Annotated in this window: 16 protein-coding genes; 9 read left to right on the top strand and 7 right to left on the bottom strand. The window is 71.8% G+C overall.

The window, feature by feature from the left end; genetic code table 11:
* Positions 1-25 precede the first annotated feature (25 nt).
* Positions 26-853 carry a CAF17-like 4Fe-4S cluster assembly/insertion protein YgfZ gene (ygfZ, locus tag AC0IW9_RS00250; protein ID WP_471646193.1) on the top strand — a complete coding sequence of 276 codons (828 nt, stop codon included), beginning with the start codon at positions 26-28 and terminating at the stop codon, positions 851-853.
* Between the two features lie 2 nt (positions 854-855).
* Here ygfZ and AC0IW9_RS00245 read toward each other — a convergent pair whose 3' ends face one another.
* The gene (locus AC0IW9_RS00245; protein WP_471646192.1) at positions 856-1,719 is read right to left on the bottom strand and encodes an SDR family oxidoreductase; all 864 of its coding nucleotides are present in this window, start codon (positions 1,717-1,719) and stop codon (positions 856-858) included.
* A 122-nt stretch (positions 1,720-1,841) separates the two neighbouring features.
* Between AC0IW9_RS00245 and AC0IW9_RS00240 the strand changes: the two genes are divergently transcribed.
* Entirely contained in the window at positions 1,842-2,642 is an 801-nt protein-coding gene (locus tag AC0IW9_RS00240; protein WP_471646191.1) for a hypothetical protein, read from the top strand.
* Here the strand turns inward: AC0IW9_RS00240 and AC0IW9_RS00235 are convergent.
* Positions 2,635-3,042, bottom strand: a complete 408-nt coding sequence (locus tag AC0IW9_RS00235; protein WP_471646190.1) for a ketosteroid isomerase-related protein — start codon at positions 3,040-3,042, stop codon at positions 2,635-2,637. The genes AC0IW9_RS00240 and AC0IW9_RS00235 overlap by 8 nt on opposite strands.
* A gap of 65 nt (positions 3,043-3,107) precedes the next feature.
* On the opposite strand from AC0IW9_RS00235, the gene AC0IW9_RS00230 reads away from it, so the two are divergent.
* From AC0IW9_RS00230 to AC0IW9_RS00205, 6 genes are all read left to right on the top strand, one after another.
* The gene (locus AC0IW9_RS00230; protein WP_471646189.1) at positions 3,108-3,995 is read left to right on the top strand and encodes a glycine--tRNA ligase subunit alpha; all 888 of its coding nucleotides are present in this window, start codon (positions 3,108-3,110) and stop codon (positions 3,993-3,995) included.
* 37 nt (positions 3,996-4,032) lie between these two features.
* The gene (locus AC0IW9_RS00225; RefSeq protein WP_471646188.1) at positions 4,033-4,293 is read left to right on the top strand and encodes a type II toxin-antitoxin system VapB family antitoxin; all 261 of its coding nucleotides are present in this window, start codon (positions 4,033-4,035) and stop codon (positions 4,291-4,293) included.
* Entirely contained in the window at positions 4,290-4,679 is a 390-nt protein-coding gene (locus AC0IW9_RS00220; RefSeq protein ID WP_471646187.1) for a type II toxin-antitoxin system VapC family toxin, read from the top strand. The genes AC0IW9_RS00225 and AC0IW9_RS00220 overlap by 4 nt, the downstream gene beginning before the upstream one ends.
* 3 nt (positions 4,680-4,682) lie before the next feature.
* Positions 4,683-6,836 (top strand): glycine--tRNA ligase subunit beta, encoded by a 2,154-nt coding sequence (gene glyS / locus AC0IW9_RS00215; RefSeq protein ID WP_471646186.1) that lies wholly within the window; start codon positions 4,683-4,685, stop codon positions 6,834-6,836.
* Between the two features lie 83 nt (positions 6,837-6,919).
* Positions 6,920-9,589 (top strand): pyruvate, phosphate dikinase, encoded by a 2,670-nt coding sequence (gene ppdK, locus AC0IW9_RS00210; protein WP_471646185.1) that lies wholly within the window; start codon positions 6,920-6,922, stop codon positions 9,587-9,589.
* 119 nt (positions 9,590-9,708) lie between these two features.
* On the top strand, positions 9,709-10,548 hold the full coding sequence (locus AC0IW9_RS00205) for an amidohydrolase family protein (RefSeq protein ID WP_471646184.1): 840 nt from the start codon (positions 9,709-9,711) through the stop codon (positions 10,546-10,548).
* On the opposite strand, the gene AC0IW9_RS00200 is transcribed toward AC0IW9_RS00205, so the two are convergent.
* The 5 genes from AC0IW9_RS00200 to AC0IW9_RS00180 all read right to left on the bottom strand — a co-directional run bounded on the left by AC0IW9_RS00200 (position 10,545) and on the right by AC0IW9_RS00180 (position 14,854).
* Complete coding sequence (locus tag AC0IW9_RS00200) at positions 10,545-11,405, bottom strand: metal ABC transporter permease (RefSeq protein WP_471646462.1); 861 nt, start codon at positions 11,403-11,405, stop codon at positions 10,545-10,547. The genes AC0IW9_RS00205 and AC0IW9_RS00200 overlap by 4 nt on opposite strands.
* A complete protein-coding gene (locus AC0IW9_RS00195) occupies positions 11,402-12,133 on the bottom strand; it encodes a metal ABC transporter ATP-binding protein (protein WP_471646183.1) in 732 nt (243 codons plus the stop codon). The genes AC0IW9_RS00200 and AC0IW9_RS00195 overlap by 4 nt, the downstream gene beginning before the upstream one ends.
* A gap of 169 nt (positions 12,134-12,302) precedes the next feature.
* A complete protein-coding gene (locus AC0IW9_RS00190; RefSeq protein ID WP_471646182.1) occupies positions 12,303-12,839 on the bottom strand; it encodes a YciE/YciF ferroxidase family protein in 537 nt (178 codons plus the stop codon).
* 150 nt (positions 12,840-12,989) lie between these two features.
* Positions 12,990-13,892, bottom strand: coding sequence for a DMT family transporter (locus tag AC0IW9_RS00185; RefSeq protein ID WP_471646181.1), 903 nt, complete (start codon positions 13,890-13,892; stop codon positions 12,990-12,992).
* Entirely contained in the window at positions 13,889-14,854 is a 966-nt protein-coding gene (locus tag AC0IW9_RS00180; RefSeq protein ID WP_471646180.1) for an aldo/keto reductase, read from the bottom strand. Before AC0IW9_RS00180 ends, AC0IW9_RS00185 begins: the two co-directional genes overlap by 4 nt.
* A gap of 59 nt (positions 14,855-14,913) precedes the next feature.
* On the opposite strand from AC0IW9_RS00180, the gene AC0IW9_RS00175 reads away from it, so the two are divergent.
* Positions 14,914-16,569 (top strand): NAD(P)/FAD-dependent oxidoreductase, encoded by a 1,656-nt coding sequence (locus tag AC0IW9_RS00175; RefSeq protein WP_471646179.1) that lies wholly within the window; start codon positions 14,914-14,916, stop codon positions 16,567-16,569.
* Positions 16,570-16,575 lie beyond the last annotated feature (6 nt).

The raw sequence follows: 16,575 nt of genomic DNA, 5'->3' as shown, positions 1-16,575 counted from the left end.
GGGGCGGGCGGCCCAAGTCCTTCGCATGCCGATCGCAATCCTGCCCGACCGGGGCGTGCTCGAAGTCACCGGGGAGGACCGCATCGCCTTCCTCCAGGGGCTGGTCTCCAACGATGTCGCGCTGGCCGGGCCGGGCCGGGCGGTCTTTGCCGCGCTGCTGACCCCGCAGGGCAAGTGGCTGGCCGAATTCTTCGTCGTGGCGGAGGACGGGCGGCTGCTGCTCGATTGCGAGGCCGGGCAGGCGGCGATGCTGGCGCAGCGGCTTTCGCGGTTCCGGCTGCGGTCCAAGGTCGCCATCCAGGCGCTGCCGCTGGAGGTGACGGTCGGCTGGGGCGGGGTGCCGGCCCCGGCGGGCGCGCTGCCCGACCCGCGGCTGGATGCCGCGGGCTGGCGGGCGATCGGCGCCAATATCGTGGCCGATGCGACGGCCGAGGATTACGACCGGCACCGGATGGCGCTCGGCCTGCCGGACGGCAGCCGGGACCTCGTCGCCGAGCAGAGCCTGCTGCTGGAGGCCGGGTTCGACGAGCTGCACGGCGTCTCCTGGACCAAGGGCTGCTACATGGGCCAGGAGCTGACGGCGCGGACCAAGTACCGCGGGCTGCTCAAGCGCCGCCTGGTGCCCGTGGCCGTGGCGGGCCCCCTGCCCGCCCCCGGCACGCCGATCCTGGCGGGCGCGGCCGAGGTGGGCGAGATGCGCTCGGGCCGGGATGGGCCTGGCGGTGAAGGCCTGGGCATCGCCCAGCTCCGGCTCGAGGTGCTGGACGGCAGGCCGCTGCGCTGCGGCGAGGCCGCGGTGGTGCCGCGGCTGCCGGGCTGGATGGTGCTGCCGCCCGCCGCGGCCCGGGACTGACCTCAGGCGTTCACCACCGAGCCGCCGTTCGGGTGCAGGACCTGGCCGGTGATGTAGCTGCTGTCGCTATCGGCCGCGAGGAAGATGTAGCTCGGCGCGCATTCGTCCGGCTGGCCGGCGCGGCCGATGGTGGTGGATGCGCCATGCTTGGCCGAGCTTTCGTCGTCAAAGCTGGCCGGGATCAGCGGGGTCCAGATCGGCCCCGGCGCCACCGCATTCACCCGGATCTGCCGGCTTTCCCAGAGCTGCTGCGACAGGCTGCGGGTGAAGGCGAGGATGGCGCCCTTGGTGCTGGAATAGTCGATCAGCCCCGGGCTGCCCTTGTAGGCGGTGATCGAGGTGGTGTTGATGATGCCGCTGCCCGAGGGCATGTGCTTCAGCGCCGCCTTGGTCACCCAGAACATGCCGAGGATATTGGTGCGGAAGGTCCGCTCCACCAGCTCCTCCGAAATCTCGGCGAAGTCCTTGCAGATATGCTGCTCGGCGGCGTTGTTCACCAGCAGGTCGATCCGGCCGCCGAGGAATTGGGCGGCTTGGTCCAGCGCCTGGCGGCAGAAGGCGGCATCGCCGATATCGCCGGGCAGGGCCAGGCAGCGGCGGCCCTCGGCCTCGATGGCGCGGCGGGTCTCGTCGGCGTCCTCGGTCTCGTCCTTGTAGAGGATGACGACATCGGCGCCTTCCTTGGCGAAGCCGATGGCGACGGCGCGGCCGATGCCGCTGTCGCCGCCGGTCACCACCGCGCGGCGGCCGGTGAGCTTGCCGCTCGCCCGCCAATTGGCCATGTGGTCCTGGGGCTGCGGGTCCATCGGCGCGGTGAGGCCGGGTTGCTGGTCCTGGTGCTGGGGGGCTTGCAGATTATCCGGCATGACGGGGTCCTTCGCGTTCCTGGGAAGGGAACAGGACGGGACCCGGCCGGGTTGCCGGTGCCGTGCGGAACGAAGGCTTAAGACTTGCCGGGCATGGTGCCGCACCGAGGCGGAGGAGCCCCATGACACCGGCGAGCAGCGTGACCCGGCCCGAAGGCTCGACCGCCGGCGGCAAGCCGGTGCGGCCGGCCAAGGCGGATAGTTTCAAGCAGGCGATGGCGCGGGCCATGGAGGGTGCCGGGCCATCGGCGACGCCGGCCCAATTGGCGCCGCGCCCGGGAGGCTTGGGACCAGGGGTGGCACGCCAGGCGGGCTCGGCCGGGGTGGCCGGCGCCTCGGCGATCGGGGTGCAGGCGCTTCGCAGCCGGCCGGCCGATGCCGCCTTCCGCGACCGCATCGCGCTGATGGAAAGCAATGCCCGCGCGCCGGACCAGGGGCTGGCGGCGCGCAACCCGGCCTCGGGCGCGCTGGGGCGCTACCAGCTCACCCCGCAATCCCTGCAGGACCTGGGCTGGCAGGATCAGGCCGGCGGCTGGACCGCGGTCGCGGCCGGGCACGGGGTGCGCTCGACGGCGGATTTCCTGGCCGCGCCGGCGGCGCAGGAGGCGGCGATGGCGGCCTATCTGCGGCGGGCGGAACAGCAGCTCGACCGCAACGGCAGCCTGGCCCGCAGCGGGGGGGCGGTGGTCGGGATCGACGGCCAGGCGGTGCCGCTGACCGAGGCGGGGCTGGTGGCGGCGGCGCATCGGCGCGGGGCGGGCAGCGTCGCCCGCTACCTGACCCACCGGACCGCGACGCCCGATGCCCCGCTGAGCCCGGCGCAGCGCAGCAGCTTCGCCGCGGTGGAACGCCGGCTGCGGGATTTCTCCGAGCTGCCCTATACGCTGGCGACACGGGTGGGGCGGGCCAACCCGGTCAGCTAGCGCCCACCTGCCGCAGCCAGTCCTGAAGGTTGTAGTAGGTGGTCACCCGGGTGATCCGCCCCTGCGCCACCGCGAAGAAGGCGCCGGCGGGCAGGCTGTAGCGCTGGCCGCGGGCCTCCGGCAGGCCGGCATCGGTCGCCAGGTATTCGCCCTCCACCACGAATTCGGCGGCGGCGCGGTGGCCGGTCGCATCCACCATGATGGTCAGGCCGGTCAGCGATTCGCGGTAGGAATGGTCCATGTGGCCGAGGAAGTCGCGGAAGGCCGGCTTGCCGGTCTCGCGCGGGCCCTGGTTCACGTCGTGGATCACGTCCTCGGCCAGCAGGGCCAGCATCGCCTCCCGGTCGCCCTGGCCGAAGGCGGCGTAATAGGCGCGGATCAGGCTTTCGGTCTCGGTCATGACGATCTCCCGGCAATTGGCCGCCCCACTATGTTCGAGGCGGCGGCCATGGCAAAAGGCGGCGCATGCAGACCGCCCCCGCCCTCCCCGCCTTGCGCGCCAAGCCGCTCAGCTTCCAGGACATCATCCTGACGCTGCACAATTACTTCTCGGCCCAGGGCTGCCTGATCCTGCAGCCCTACGACATGGAGGTGGGCGCGGGCACCTTCCATCCGGCGACCACCCTCCGGGCGCTGGGGCCGAAGCCCTGGAAGGCGGCCTATGTGCAGCCCAGCCGGCGGCCCTCCGACGGGCGCTACGGGGAGAATCCGAACCGGCTGCAGCACTACTACCAGTATCAGGTCATCCTGAAGCCGAGCCCGGCGGACCCGCAGTCCCTGCTGCTGGATGCCTACCGGGCGCTGGGCCTCGACCCCAAGGTGCACGACTTCCGCTTCGTCGAGGACGACTGGGAAAGCCCGACGCTCGGCGCCTGGGGCCTCGGCTGGGAGGTCTGGTGCGACGGGATGGAGGTGACGCAGTTCACCTATTTCCAGCAGGTCGGCGGCATCCCCTGCGCGGTGCCCTGCTGCGAGCTGACCATCGGGCTCGAGCGCCTGGCGATGTACCTGCAGGGCAAGGACAGCATCTACGACCTGGATTTCAACAGCGACGGCGTGAAATACGGCGAGGTCTTCCTCCGCGCCGAGCGGGAATACAGCGCGCACAATTTCGAGCACGCCGACGTGCCGATGCTGTTCCGCCACTTCGAGGATGCCGAGCGCGAATGCGCCGCGCTGCTGAAGCACAAGCTGGCGCTGCCCGCCTATGACCAATGCATCAAGGCCAGCCACCGCTTCAACCTGCTGGATGCCCGCGGCGCCATCAGCGTGACCGAGCGGGCGGCCTATATCGGCCGGGTGCGGGCGCTGGCGAAGGGCTGCTGCGAGGCTTGGTTGGCCGGGGACCAGTAGGGTAGAATACCCCGCCTTGTTATACCCGGAGGGTCCGATGGGTCAGCTCAACATCAAGGATGCGGCGCTGATCGCCGAGGCGAAGGCCTTGGCCGAGCTGATCGGCACCAGCACGACCGAGGCCATCCGCCGCGCGGTGCATGAGCGCCTGGCGCGCGAGACGCTGGCGCGGGATGCCGAGCGGCGCCGGCGCTACGAGGCCATCATGGCCATCGCGGAAGAAGCCTCGAAGCACTTCCCGCCCGGCAGCACCAGCGATCATTCCGATCTCTACGACGAGAACGGCCTGCCGAAGTGATCGTCGACACCTCCGCGCTCATCGCCATCCTCCACGACGAACCCGAGGCCGCCACCTTCGGCGCCGCGCTGACCGAAGCCGCAGCCGTCTCGATGTCGGCGGCGTCCCTGGTCGAGCTGACGCTGGTCGCGGAAGGCCGGGGCGGGCGGCCGATGGGCGACCGGGTCCATCGCCTGCTCGCCAGCGCCAAGGTCGAGGTCGTCCCCTTCACCGCCGAGCATGCCGCCCTGGCGGCCGAGGGCTGGCGCCGCTATGGCAAGGGCCGCCATCCCGCCGGGCTCAACCTCGGCGACTGCTTCGCCTATGCGCTGGCGCAGTCGCGCGGCGAGCCCCTGCTGTTCAAGGGCACCGACTTCGCCCAGACCGATGTGAAGGCCGCAGTGTAACCCATGCCCGAATTGCTGATCGAGCTCTTCTCCGAGGAAATCCCCGCCCGCATGCAGGCCCGGGCGGCGGAGGACTTCGCCCGCCTGCTGCAGGCCGAGCTGCGCGCCCTGATGCCGGTGGCCCCCCGCGCCCTGTCCGGCCCCCGCCGCATCGCCCTGGTGGGCGAGATGGCGGCGCGGGCCGAGACGCCGGGCAAGGAGGAGCGCGGCCCCCGCATCGGCGCGCCGCCGCAGGCGCTCGAGGGCTTCCTCCGCAAGCATGGCGCGACCCAGGAGATGCTGACCCAGGAGGGCCAGTTCTGGGTCCTGGCCAAGCCGGCCGAGGTGACGCTGGCGACCGAGCTGCTGGCCCGTGCCGTGCCCGCCGTGCTGCGCGCCTTCCCCTGGCCCAAGTCCATGCGCTGGGGCAGCAGCGACTTCGCCTGGGTGCGGCCGCTGCAACGCATCCTGTGCCTCTTCGATGGCGCACCGGTGCCCTTCGCCCTCGCCCATGGCGGCGATGCCGTCCACGGCCTGGTCGCCGCCGACGTGACAGAGGGGCACCGCATCCTCGCCGGCACGGCGCCCTTCGCGGTGCGGGACTTCGCCGGCTATGCCGCCGGCTTGCGGGAACGCTTCGTCATCGCCGATGCGGCGGAGCGGGAGCGGCTGATCGAGCGGGGCATCGGCGCCCTGGCCGCGGCCGAGGGGCTGGAGGTGGTGCCCGACCGCGGCCTGCTGGCCGAGGTGGCCGGGCTGGTCGAATGGCCGGTGCCGCTGCTCGGCCGGATCGACGAGGCCTTCATGGACCTGCCGCCCGAGGTCATGCGGACCACCATGCGGGTGAACCAGCGCTACTTCGCGCTGCGCCGGGCCGATGGCCGCGCCGCGCCGCGCTTCGCCCTGGTCGCCAACATCATCCCCGCGGATGGCGGCAGGGCGATCGTCGCCGGCAACGAGCGGGTGCTGCGCGCCCGGCTGGCCGATGCCCGCTTCTTCTGGGACCAGGACCGCAAGCAGCGGCTGGAGGATTTCCTGCCGAAGCTGGAGAGCGTGGTCTTCCACGCCAAGCTCGGCACCCAGGGGGAGCGCGTGCGGCGGCTGGAACGGCTGGCCGGGCTGATCGCCCCGCAGGTCGATGCCAACATCAAGCTGGCGGCCCGCGCCGGGCTGCTGGCCAAGGCCGATCTCGCCTCCGGCATGGTCGGGGAATTCCCCGAGGTCCAGGGCATCATGGGCCGCTACTACGCGCTGGCCGATGGCGAGGACCCGCGGGTGGCGGAAGCGATCGGCGCCCATTACCGGCCGATGGGGCCGGGCGACGCGGTGCCGTCCGAGCCGGTGGCGGTCGCGGTCGCCCTGGCGGACAAGCTGGACCAGCTCGTCGGCTTCTTCGCCGTCGGGGAGAAGCCGACCGGCTCGGGCGATCCCTATGCGCTGCGCCGCGCCGCGCTCGGCATCATCCGCATGATCCGGGAGGGCGGGCTGCGGCTCGGCCTCGCCGGGCTGATCGGGGAGGCCTTCTTCGGCTTCGCCCAGGCGACGGGGGCCACGGCCAGCCCGGAATTCGGCATGGCCGTCGCCGCCGAGACGATGAATGCCGGCTGGCAGCCCCCGGCCGATTCGGACCACCCGCCGATGGTGGCCGCCTTCGCCGCCGGGGTGCTGGACTTCCTGACCGACCGGCTCCGCGTCCAGCTCCGCGCCGAGGGCGCCCGGCACGACCTGGTGACCGCGGTCTTCGGCGCCAGCGCCGATGACGACCTGGTGCGGCTGCTGGCCCGGGCCGAGGCGCTGGGCACCCTGCTGGCGACCCCGGATGGCGCCAACCTGCTGGCCGCCTACAAGCGGGCGGCGAATATCCTGCGGATCGAGACCCGCAAGGATGGCCCGCACGACGGGCCGGTGGATGCGGGTCTGCTGGTCCTGCCGGCCGAACAGGCGCTGGCCGGGGCGGTCGAGGCCAAGGCGGCCGAGGTGGCCGCATCGCTCGCGGCGGAGGCGCCGCTGCGGGCCATGACGGCGCTGGCCGGGCTGCGCGCCCCGCTGGACGCCTTCTTCGAGAGCGTGGTCGTGAACGACCCCGATCCGAAACTTCGGCTAAACCGCCTGCGTTTGTTGCACCGGCTCTGCGCCACCATGGACGCGGTGGCGGATTTCGCGAAAATCGAAGGTTGAATCGCTTCCGACATGGCACACTGCCGGTACGGAAGCTGCACGGCAGCTGAAATGCCATGCGATCTGCAAGAAGGACGTCACTCGTGAATAAGTGGGTCTACAGCTTCGGGGCCGGCCACAACGAAGGCAAGGCCGAGATGCGCAACCTGCTCGGCGGCAAGGGGGCCAACCTCGCCGAGATGGCCAGCATCGGCCTGCCCGTGCCGCCCGGCTTCACCATCACGACCGAGGTCTGCACGGCCTATTACGACAACGGCAAGAAGTATCCGGAGGAGCTGAAGGGCCAGGTCGCCGCCGCCCTGGCGCTGGTCGAGCAGGCCGTGGGCATGCGCTTCGGCGACGAGAAGAAGCCGCTGCTGGTCTCGGTCCGCTCCGGCGCCCGCGTCTCCATGCCGGGGATGATGGACACCGTCCTCAACCTCGGCCTGAACGATGCGACCGTGGCCGGCCTGGCCGCCGCCTCCGGCGACCCGCGCTTCGCCTGGGACAGCTATCGCCGCTTCATCCAGATGTTCGGCAGCGTCGTGCTCGGGGTGGACCACCACCGCTTCGAGGAGATCATCGAGCATGTGAAGCTCGACCGCGACGTCCATGAGGACACCGACCTCAAGGCCGAGGACTGGCAGACCGTCGTCACCGGCTACAAGGAGATGGTGGGGCAGGTCATCGGCAAGCCCTTCCCGCAGGACCCGGAGGAGCAGCTCTGGGCGGCGATCGGTGCCGTCTTCGGCTCCTGGATGAATGCCCGGGCCAATACCTACCGCCGCCTGCACGACATCCCGGCGAGCTGGGGCACCGCGGTGAACGTCCAGGCGATGGTCTTCGGCAACATGGGCCAGGATTGCGCCACGGGCGTCTGCTTCACCCGCGACCCCTCCACCGGCGAGAACATCTTCTACGGCGAGTACCTGATCAACGCCCAGGGCGAGGACGTGGTCGCCGGCATCCGCACGCCGCAGCCGATGGCCCAGCTCAAGGCCAAGCCGGGCGAGCGCAGCATGGAGGTCGCCATGCCTGCCGCCTACCAGGAACTGGTCGCGGTCCGCGCCAAGCTGGAAGGCCACTACGCGGACATGCAGGACATCGAGTTCACGGTGCAGCAGAACAAGCTGTACATGCTGCAGACCCGCAACGGGAAGCGCACCGCGGCCGCCAGCCTCAAGATCGCGGTCGACATGGCGCGGGAAGGCCTGATCGACCAGACCGAGGCCATCAAGCGGGTCAATCCGGCGGCGCTCGACCAGCTGCTGCATCCGACGCTCGATCCCAAGGCGAAGCGGAAGCTGCTCGGCAAGGGCCTGCCGGCCAGCCCGGGCGCGGCCTGCGGCGCCGTGGTCTTCTCGGCCGATGAGGCGGAGGCCCGCGCGGCCAAGGGCGAGGCGGTCATCCTGGTCCGCATCGAGACCTCCCCGGAGGATATCCATGGGATGCATGCCGCGCGCGGCATCCTGACGACCCGCGGCGGCATGACCAGCCACGCGGCGGTGGTCGCCCGCGGCATGGGCCGGCCCTGCGTCGCCGGCGCCGGCGGCGTGACGGTGGACTATGCCGCCCAGGCGCTGATGTCGGGCGGCCAGGTGGTGCAGGGCGGCGACATCATCACCCTCGACGGCGCGACCGGCGAGATCTTCATCGGCTCCGTCGCCATGGTCGAGCCGCAGCTTTCCGGCGACTTCGCCACGCTGATGGAATGGGCCGACGGCGTGCGCCGCCTCAAGGTGCGCGCCAATGCGGAGACGCCGCTCGATGCCGATACCGCGCGCAAGTTCGGCGCCGAGGGCATCGGCCTCTGCCGCACCGAGCACATGTTCTTCGACCCGGCCCGCATCGGCGTGGTGCGGCAGATGATCATGACGGAGACCGAGAATGGCCGCCGCGAGGCGCTGTCGCGGCTGCTGCCCTTCCAGCGGGACGACTTCACCGAGCTGTTCCGGATCATGGCCGGGCTGCCGGTGACCATCCGCCTGCTCGATCCGCCGCTGCATGAATTCCTGCCGCATACCGATGCCGAGCTGGGCGAGCTCGCCACCGCCATGGGCTCCGACCTGCAGACCATGCAGCGCCGCGCGGCGGACCTGGCCGAGGCCAATCCGATGCTCGGCCACAGAGGCTGCCGGCTCGGCATCTCCTACCCGGAGATCTACGAGATGCAGGCGCGGGCCATCTTCGAGGCGGCGGTCGCCACCGCGAAGGAGACCGGCGCGGCGCCGGTGCCCGAGATCATGATCCCGCTGGTCGCCACCAAGCGGGAGCTGGAGATCACCCGCGCCCAGGTGGACAAGATCGCCAAGGAGGTCTTCGGCGAGAGCGGCGTGACGATCGAGTACTACGTCGGCACGATGATCGAGCTGCCGCGCGCGGCGCTCACCGCCGACAAGATCGCCGAGGTCGCCGACTTCTTCAGCTTCGGCACCAACGACCTGACCCAGACCACCTTCGGCTTGTCGCGCGACGACGCCGGCAAGTTCCTGCCGGTCTATGTCGAGAAGGGCATCCTGCCGAAGGACCCCTTCGTCTCGATCGACGTGGAGGGCGTCGGCGCCCTGGTGAAGATCGCCAAGGAGAAGGGCCGGGCGGTGAAGTCCGACCTGAAGCTCGGCATCTGCGGCGAGCATGGCGGCGACCCGGCCTCGATCCACTTCTGCGAGGAAGCGGGGCTGGATTACGTCTCCTGCTCGCCCTACCGGGTGCCGGTGGCGCGGCTGGCGGCGGCGCAGGCGGCCCTCAGCGGCGGCGGCGACCGGACCGCGTAAGCAGGCAGCCTGGGGAGGGACGGGTACTCCCTCCCCGGGTCCGGGCCGACCGGGAAGCGCCGCTTCCGCCTTGCCCAGCAGCGGCGTAGCCTCGGCGACGCCAGCGAGGGGAAAGCGCGATGCCGGTGATCGATGCCCAGGTGCATGTCTATGAGCGCAACCACCCCGGCCGCCCCTGGGTCGATGCGCTGCATGGCCCGCCGGAGGTCACGGCAGAAACCATGGTCGCGGCCATGGATGCGGTCGGCGTCGATGGCGCGCTGCTGGTCTCGGTCCATTCGATGTACCGCTACGACGCCAGCTACGCGGTCCAGGCCCATGCCGCCCATCCCGGCCGCTTCGCCCTGATCAAGCCGGTGGACCCGAACGACCCCGGCGTGGCCGAGACCATCGCCGACTGGAAGGCCCAGCCCGGCACCGTGGCCATCCGGGTGATGATGCGCCCGGATGTCTCCACCGATGCCGCCGACCCCGGGCTGAACCGGGTGCTGGAGGCCGCCGGCCGCCACAAGCTGCCGGTCAACCTGCTGGCCTATGGCCGGCTGCTGCAGGTGGCGGAACTGGCGGCGCGCAACCCGGATACCCAGATCGTCGTCGACCACCTCGGCCTGCCGCAGCCCTTCGTGCCGCCGGCCCCGGCCGAGCCCTGGGCCGACCTGCCGAAGCTGCTGGCGCTCGGCTGCTGCCCCAATGTCGCGGTGAAGATCACCGGCGCCTGTACCCTGTCGCACCAGCCCTATCCCTACGCGGATATCTGGGACCCGCTGGCCCGCATCTTCGATGCCTTCGGCCTGGAGCGCTGCCTCTGGGGCACCGACTGGACCCGGGCGGCGGCCCTGCTGACCTACGAGCAGGGGGTCGAGGCCTTCCGGCAGAGCGACCGGCTGTCCGACAGCGACCGCGCCATCCTGATGGGCGGCAGCGCCGCGCGGATCTACGGCTGGTCGCCGAAGGCCTAGCCGGTCAGGTGCCGCCGCCGCAGGACCCGCAGCAGCAGCCCGTCCACCGGCCCGGCGACGACCGAGGCCAGCCAGCCCAGGCCGGCGCAGAGCACCACCGCCGGCCCGGCCGGCACATCGGCATGGAAGGACAGCAGCAGCCCGCCGAAGCTGGAGACCGCGGCGATCGCCACCGCGGCATAGGCCATGCCGCCGACCTGCCGCGCCCAGTGCCGCGCGGCGATCGCCGGCAGCATCATCAGCCCGACGGCCATCAGGGTGCCCAGCGCCTGGAAGGCCGCCAGCAGGTTCAGCACCACCAGCGCCAGGAAGCCGAGGTGCCACGCCGCGCCGCGGGCGCCGACCGCGGCTGCGAAGGCTGGGTCGAAGCATTCCAGCACCAGCGGCCGCCAGGCCAGCGCCAGCGCCACCAGGGTCACGCTCGCCGCCCCCGCCATCAGCAGCAGCGCCCCGTCATCGACGCCGAGCACGCTGCCGAAGAGCAGGTTGGTGAGCTCGACCGCACCGCCGCGCATGGAGACCATGGCGACCCCCGCCGCCAGCGCCACGAGATAGAGCGCTGCCAGGGAGGCATCCTCCCGCCCGCCCGTCGCCCGCGACAGCGCCCCGGCCCCGACCGCCACCAGCAGCCCGGCGACCAGCCCGCCGAAGGCCATCGCCGGCAGCGACAACCCGGCGACCAGGAAGCCCGCCGCCACCCCGGGCAGGATCCCATGCGCCAGCACGTCGGCGGTCAGGCTCATCCGCCGCAGCATCAGGAAGACGCCGAGCGGCGGCGCCGCCACCGACAGCGCCAGGCAGCCCACCAGCGCCCGCCGGAGGAAGCCGAATTCGAGAAAAGGGTCTAGCAAAGTCAGGCGGCGCAGGCCTCGGCCTGCTCGTCCCAGGCTTCCGCCATCATCCGCGCGCGCAGCCGGTTGGCCGCCGTCAGCACCTCCGCGGTCGGGCCCCAGCCAAGGCAATCGCGGGCCAGCAGCAGGGTCTCGGGGAATTCGCGCTTCACCAGCTCCAGGTCGTGCAGCACGGCGATCACCGTCCGCCCCTCGCCGTGCCAGCGATGCACCATGGCCAGCAGCGCCACCGCCGTCCGGGCATCGAGCGCGTTGAAGGGCTCGTCCAGCAGGATCACCGGCGCATCCTGCAGCAGCAGCCGGGCGAACATCACCCGCTGGAACTGCCCGGCGGAGAGGCTGCCGACCGGCCGCGCCTCGAAGCCCTGCAGGCCGACCGCCGCCAGCGCCTCGGCCGCCCTGGCCCGTCCGCTGCGGCCGATGGCGCGGAACGCCCCGCTCTCGCCCCAGAGGCCGAACAGCACGACATCGAGGCAGCTCAGCGGGAAGCCGCGGTCCAGCATCGCCTGCTGCGGCAGCAGCGCCACCTGCCCGGCGGCGCCCTCGATCCGCCCGTGCTCGGGCCGGTGCAACCCGGCGAGCGCCCGCAGCAGGGTGGTCTTGCCGGCGCCGTTCGGGCCGACCACCGCGGTCAGGCTGCCCGGCGCGAAGCGGCCCGAGACATGGTGGACCGCCGCCCGCCGCTGATGGCTGACGGTGAGGTCGGCGAGCCGGATCTCGGCCGGGGCGATCATGCCGCCATCGCCCAGGCGACGCCGGCCCAGAGCGCGGTCGCGACCGCCGCCGCCAGCACGAGGCGGGCAGCGGCACCGGAGGACAGCGCGAGCGGGTCGGGAAAGGGCCAGGCCATGATGTTATGAGATAACATCACCCTCGGCCCTAGACCAGCCCCAGGCTAGTGGCTCAGGAGGCCTTGCGCTTGCCGGCCGGCTTGGCGTCGTTCGCCGCCGCCCCGCCCATCGCCGCCGCCATCAGGCTGGACTGCGTGACCTCGGTCAGCTTGACGTCGGTCTGCTTCTCCTCGGCCAGGATCTCCTCCAGCAGCGCCACCACCGAGCCCTCGCCCAGCGCCTGGGCCAGGGCGATATCGGTGCCGTAGGCGGCGATCTCGTAATGCTCCATCCGCTGCAGGCTGGCGACGATCACCAGATCGAGGATCGGCCCCTTCTCGTGCTCCTCCATCTCATGCGTGCCCTCCTCGACGAGGCCGCGCATCGCCTCGCAGACCACGCGGCCGGGCCTGGCGCCGAGGGAGTCGAGCGCCTGCTCCACCTTCTCGATCTGCGCCTGGCTCTGGTCGATGTGCAGGGTGATGCAGTCCTTCAGCGCCGGATCGCTCGCCTTGCGGACGGTCTTCTGCATCGCACGCAGGGCCTGCTTCTCGGCGCTATAGGCATCCTTCAGCTGGGCGACGAGCAATTCGCGGACTTCGTTTTCCATGGTGCGTTTCTCCGGTTGACCCGAAGACAACCACCAGGCGAGGGCGGCAGTTTCTTGGCCCAGGGCAACGAAGCCGCCAAAGGATGCGGCGTCCGGGATTGTCACATCCCTGTCACGGCGCGCGGCGACTTTGCTGACGCCGTCAGGCACTCAGCCGCGGGACGCCAGCGCGACACCCCCCAGGGTCAGCGCCAGCGCCGCCCCCTGCCGCAGCCCAAGCGGCTCCCCCAGCAGCGCCGCGCTGCCGAGCACGCCGACGATCGGCACGAGCAGCGAGCCGATCGCCGCCGTTCCCGCCTTCAGCCGCTTCAGCGCGCGGAACCACGCCAGATAGGCGAGGCATTGCCCGATGACCGAGGCATAGACGAGGCAGCCCCAGCCGAGCCAGCCGACGCTGTCGAAGCGCACCGTCTCGAAGGCCAGCGCCACGACGGCGACCGGCAGCGCGCCGATGGCGATCTGCCAGGCGACCAGCGGCACCGGCGCCATGGCGACGGGGAATCGCTTGGTCCAGATGGTGCCACAGGCGAACAGCAGCGCCGTCATCAGCATCGCGGCGATACCGGGCAGCTTGCCCCAGGATCCCGCCCCCTGGCCGCCGCCGAGGTCCAGCCGCCCGGCCATCAGCAGGCTGACGCCCGACAGCCCCAGCACCAGCCCCGCCACCCGCCGCCAGCCCGGCTTCTCCCCGAGGAAGGGCCAGGCCAGCATCGTCGCCCAGACCGGCATGGTATAGGCGATGATCGCCGCCTCCGAGGCATCCAGCCAGAGGATGGCGAGTGGTGCGAAAAGCAGCCAGGAGGTGACGTTGAGCACCCCGGCGACGGCCAGCCGGCCCCAGTGCTCCGGCCGCGGCAGCAGCCCGTCGCCCTGCGCCAGGGCGATCAGCCCGAGCAGGGTGACGGAACCGCAGGCGGTCAGCACCCGGAAGGAGAAGGGCGGCCAGTCCAGCATCAGCAGCTTCATGATCGGCCAATTCAGCCCCCAGGCGGTGGCCGTGACCGCCAGGTAGCCGAAGCCGCCGAGGACGGAGGCGCGGGCGCTGCCGCTCACGCCATCAGCGCCGCGACCCGGTCCCGTACGGCTTGCGGCAAGGGCCCCTTCGCCGCCGCCGCCAGCGCCACCTCGAGCTGTTCCTGGGAGGCAGTGCCGATCAGCGCGGTGCCGATCTGCGGGGCGGAGATGGCATAGCGGATCGCCAGCTCGGCCAGCGACTCCGCGGCGCCTTCCGCCACCAGCGGCGCCAGCCGCCGGGCATTGGCGACATCCGTCGCATAATCGGCGCCCGAGGCGATCGGCGCGACCTGGGGCATCGCCAGCGGATGCCGCGCCGCCTCGCCCGAGAGCGCCCCGGCGGCGATGATGCGGATTCCGATCAGCCCGATGCCCTGCGCCGCCGCCGTGAGCCCCAGCGCCGCGAAATCCTGCCCCGGCAGGCCGGCCGGCAGCGGGCCGAGCCAGGAGGGGTTGAGCGCGTTGAAGGGCACCTGGGCGGTATCGATCACCCCCGCCTCGAACAGGGCCCGCAGCGCCGCGACCTCGCCCAGGGCGGTGATGCCGAGGAAGCGGCACTTGCCCGCCGCCTGCAGCCGCTGCATCGCCGGCACCGCCTCCTCCAGCACCTGGGCCAGGGTATAGCCTTCGGCCGGGCCGATCGGGTCGTGGAGTTGGAAGAGGTCCACGCTCTCCCGCCCCAGCCGGGCCAGGCTCGCCTCCAGCGAGGCGGTGATGGCCCCGGCGATATCGCCGCGCGCCGCGGCCGGCAGGCGCGCCTTGGTGCCCAGCACGGGGCTCGCACCCAGCGCCTTCAGCACCCGGCCGAGGTTCCGCTCGCTCTCGCCATTGCCATAGGCGGGGGCGGTATCGACATAGGTGACGCCGGCATCCAGCGCGGTGCCGAGCGACCGTTCCTGTTCCGCCGCCGTGCCCCGCACCATCAGCCCGCCGACCGCCCCGGCGCCATAGCCCAGCACCGAGACCTGCATTCCCGTGCGCCCCAAGACCCGCTGTTCCATCCCCGACCCCTCCCGGCTAAGGGGAAGCCTAGCCCGCCCCGCCCGGCATACGGAAACCCATGCTGAGACTGACTGAATTGCGCCTGCCGCTGGGCCACCCGCCGGAGGCCCTCCGCGCCGCCACCCTCGCCCGCCTGGGGCTGGAGGATGCGGCGCTGCGCGACCTGACGGTGTTCCGCCGTGGCCATGACGCCCGCAAGCCCCGCGCCATCATGTGGGTCTATACCCTGGACCTGGAGGTGACGGATGAGGCCGCGGTGCTGGCCCGCCACGCCGGCGACGCCAACCTCCGCCCCGCCCCCGACACGGCCTACAAGTTCGTGGCTCGGGCGCCCGAGGCCACCCCCCGCCCCATCGTCATCGGCACCGGCCCCTGCGGCTTCATGGCGGCGCTGGTGCTGGCGCAGATGGGCTTCCGGCCGGTCATCCTCGAGCGCGGCACCGTGGTCCGGCAGCGCACCCAGGACACCTGGGGCCTCTGGCGCGGCGGCGTGCTGACGCCCGAGAGCAACGTGCAATTCGGCGAGGGCGGCGCCGGCACCTTCTCCGACGGCAAGCTCTACAGCCAGATCAAGGACCCCCGGCACTATGGCCGGAAGCTGCTGGAGGAATTCGTCAAGGCCGGCGCGCCGGAGGAGATCCTCTACGTCTCCCGCCCGCATATCGGCACCTTCCGCCTGGTGACGATGGTCGAGAGCATCCGCGCCGAGATCGAGCGGCTGGGCGGCGAGTACCGCTTCGGCTGCAAGGTCGCCGACCTGCTGCTGGACGGGGATCGCGCGGTGCGCGGCGTGGTGCTGGAGGATGGCGAGGAGATCGCGGCGCGGCAGGTGGTGCTGGCCATCGGCCATAGCGCGCGGGACAGCTTCGCCATGCTGCGCGACCGCGGGGTTTACCTGGAGGCCAAGCCCTTCAGCATCGGCGTCCGCATCGAGCATCCGCAGGGCATGATCGACCGCGCCCGCTGGGGGCCGAATGCCGGCAACCCGCTGCTGGGCGCGGCCGATTACAAGCTGGTGCACCACGCGGCCAATGGCCGCAGCGTCTACAGCTTCTGCATGTGCCCCGGCGGCACCGTCGTCGCCGCCACCTCCGAGCCCGGCCGCGTGGTGACCAACGGGATGAGCCAGTACTCGCGCGCCGAGCGCAATGCCAATGCCGGCATCGTCGTCGGCATCTCCCCGGCCGACTATCCGGGCGACGTGCTGGCCGGCATGGACTACCAGCGCCGCTGGGAGAGCGCGGCCTTCGTCGCCGGCGGCGGCGCCTATCGCGCGCCCGGGCAGCTCGTCGGCGACTTCCTTGCCGGCCGCGCCTCCACCGAGCTCGGCGAGGTGCTGCCCAGCTACAAGCCGGGCGTCACGCCGACCGACTTGGCGCTCTGCCTGCCGGATTTCGCGGTGACGGCGATGCGGGAGGCGCTGGTCGCCTTCGACCGGCAGATCCCCGGCTTCGCCCGGCCGGATGCGGTGATGACCGGCGTCGAGACCCGCACCAGCAGCCCCATCCGCATCCGGCGGGGGATGGATTTCCAGAGCCTGAATACGCCGGGCCTCTATCCCGCCGGCGAAGGGGCGGGCTACGCCGGGGGCATCCTCAGCGCCGGCGTCGACGGCATCCGCGTGGCGGAAGCCCTGGCGCTGGCGGCGACGGGGCAGGAGATCCCGGCCTCGATGAGCCGCGGGGTGGAGGGGTCGGCCACGACCTATGGCTGACCCAGG

The sequence above is a fragment of the Belnapia sp. AC561 genome (assembly GCF_979252845.1).
The sequence above is the reverse complement of the archived record's forward strand: the minus strand, read 5'-3'. Positions and strand labels throughout refer to the sequence as shown.

Excerpts from the sequence above, each read along its gene's own strand:
- AC0IW9_RS00235 (WP_471646190.1), bottom strand. The coding sequence starts at position 3,042 with ATGACCGAGACCGAAAGCCTGATCCGCGCCTATTACGCCGCCTTCGGC.
- AC0IW9_RS00180 (WP_471646180.1), bottom strand. The coding sequence starts at position 14,854 with ATGGAACAGCGGGTCTTGGGGCGCACGGGAATGCAGGTCTCGGTGCTG.
- AC0IW9_RS00240 (WP_471646191.1), top strand. The coding sequence starts at position 1,842 with ATGACACCGGCGAGCAGCGTGACCCGGCCCGAAGGCTCGACCGCCGGC.
- AC0IW9_RS00230 (WP_471646189.1), top strand. The coding sequence starts at position 3,108 with ATGCAGACCGCCCCCGCCCTCCCCGCCTTGCGCGCCAAGCCGCTCAGC.
- AC0IW9_RS00205 (WP_471646184.1), top strand. The coding sequence starts at position 9,709 with ATGCCGGTGATCGATGCCCAGGTGCATGTCTATGAGCGCAACCACCCC.
- glyS (WP_471646186.1), top strand. The coding sequence starts at position 4,683 with ATGCCCGAATTGCTGATCGAGCTCTTCTCCGAGGAAATCCCCGCCCGC.
- AC0IW9_RS00175 (WP_471646179.1), top strand. The coding sequence starts at position 14,914 with ATGCTGAGACTGACTGAATTGCGCCTGCCGCTGGGCCACCCGCCGGAG.
- AC0IW9_RS00245 (WP_471646192.1), bottom strand. The coding sequence starts at position 1,719 with ATGCCGGATAATCTGCAAGCCCCCCAGCACCAGGACCAGCAACCCGGC.
- AC0IW9_RS00225 (WP_471646188.1), top strand. The coding sequence starts at position 4,033 with ATGGGTCAGCTCAACATCAAGGATGCGGCGCTGATCGCCGAGGCGAAG.
- AC0IW9_RS00190 (WP_471646182.1), bottom strand. The coding sequence starts at position 12,839 with ATGGAAAACGAAGTCCGCGAATTGCTCGTCGCCCAGCTGAAGGATGCC.
- ygfZ (WP_471646193.1), top strand. The coding sequence starts at position 26 with ATGCCGATCGCAATCCTGCCCGACCGGGGCGTGCTCGAAGTCACCGGG.
- AC0IW9_RS00195 (WP_471646183.1), bottom strand. The coding sequence starts at position 12,133 with ATGATCGCCCCGGCCGAGATCCGGCTCGCCGACCTCACCGTCAGCCAT.